At 79.5% G+C, this 1,660-nt stretch carries 2 protein-coding genes; one reads left to right on the top strand and one right to left on the bottom strand.

Going from position 1 to position 1,660, the window contains the following annotated elements; translation table 11 throughout:
- The coding region (locus tag EBM89_RS21680) for a hypothetical protein (protein ID WP_158609748.1) at nucleotides 1-1,268 on the top strand (1,268 nt) is incomplete at its 5' end.
- A 52-nt stretch (nucleotides 1,269-1,320) separates the two neighbouring features.
- Here the strand turns inward: EBM89_RS21680 and EBM89_RS21675 are convergent.
- The coding region (locus EBM89_RS21675) for an FUSC family protein (protein ID WP_500778896.1) at nucleotides 1,321-1,660 on the bottom strand (340 nt) is incomplete at its 5' end.

Here is a 1,660-nt window from a genome sequence, read left to right as displayed (position 1 = left end):
GGCGCGCACGGGGCCGCGGGCGCGCGGCGGGTGCGGTGGCGCTGCTGGTGGTCGGCGCGCTGCTGGTGCCGGTCGCGGTGGTGGCGGTGTGGGCCCGCGGGCTGGCGACGGACACGGACCGGTACCTGGCGACGGTCGCGCCGCTCGCCGAGGACCCGGCGGTGCGGTCGGCGGTGGTCGGGCGGGTCACGGACGCGGTGGTGGACGCGGTGGACGTGGAGGGGCGGGTCGCCGACGTGGCCTCGGCCGTGGCGGGGCTGGACCTGCCGCCCGCGGCGCAGAGCGCGGTGACGGCGCTGCAGGGTCCGCTGGTCGACGCGCTGACCGGGTTCGTGCGGACCACGGTGGAGCGGGTGGTGACGTCCGACGCGTTCGCCGAGGTGTGGGTGACGGCGAACCGGACGGCGCACGAGCAGCTCGTCGCGGTGCTGCGGGGCGACCCGGACGCGGTGGCGGCGCTCGACGCGGACGGCACGCTGTCGGTGCCGCTCGGGCCGGTGGCCGACGTCGTCCGCGAGCGCCTGGTGGACCGCGGGTTCACGCTCGCGGACCGGATCCCGGCGGTGGACGTGTCGTACCCGCTGGTGACGAGCGCGGACCTGGTGCGCGTGCAGCAGGGGTACCGGCTGCTCGACGTGCTCGGGACGTGGCTGCCGTGGCTGGCGCTGGGCCTGCTCGCGGCGGGGGTGCTGGTGGCGCGACGGCGCGCGCGGGCGGTCGTGGTGGCGGGGGCGGTGCTGGTCGGGGGAGCGCTGCTGCTGGGTGTCGGGCTGGCGGTCGGCCGGTCGGCGTACCTGGGGGCGCTGCCGGACGCGGTGCAGCGCCCGGACGCGGCCGCGGCGGTCTACGACCAGGTGGTGACGCTGCTGCGGGTCGCGGTCCGCACGACCCTGGTGCTCGGGCTCGTCGTGCTGGTGGTCGGGGTGCTGACCGGGGGGACGTCCGCGGCCGCGGCGGTGCGGGCCGGAGGAGCGGGGGCGCTGGGCCGCGCGGCCGCGCTGGGCCGCGCCCGGGGGATCGGGACGGGACGGCCGGGCGCGTGGGTGCGGGCGCACCGTCCGCTGCTGCGGGGTGTCGTGGCGGGGGTCGCCGTGCTGGTGCTGGCCGCAGCGGACCGGCTCACCCCCGCGACGGTCGTCGGGGTGGCGGTGGGTGCGCTGGTCGCGCTGCTGGTGGTCGAGGCGGTCGCGGCCGCCGGGGTGGCCGGACCGGCGGCGGACGACGCGGACGCGACGGGGGAGCCGGGCGGGACCGGCCCGGCGGGCTGACCCGTCTTGGGTGGGTGAGCACCGCGCGGGCGAGCCCTGGGCAGGTCCGGTGTCAGGGCCGTGTCGTCCAGCGGGCCGCGGCCCACCCGACCACGGCCGCGACGACGACGCCGAGCAGGGTCGCGCCGACCCGCTCCACGAACCAGTGCGCGGCGGTCTCGGTGTGCTCGGCGAGCAGCAGCGACAGCACGATCGTCGTGGCGAAGAACGGCGTGACGTACCACCGGCTGCCCGCGGTCGCGCCGGCGCCGCCCAGCGCGAGCGGGGGGACGGCGACGAGCAGCCACGACGCGCCCGCCGCGACCACGCACGCGAGGGCGGACGCGACGAGCACGCCGACGGAGCGCGCCATGCCGCGGGCGCGCAACGCGTCCGCGTGCGGGCGGCTGACC

It is taken from the genome of Cellulomonas triticagri, from assembly GCF_003696205.1.
GTDB lineage: Bacteria > Actinomycetota > Actinomycetes > Actinomycetales > Cellulomonadaceae > Cellulomonas > Cellulomonas triticagri.
The sequence above is the reverse complement of the archived record's forward strand: the minus strand, read 5'-3'. Positions and strand labels throughout refer to the sequence as shown.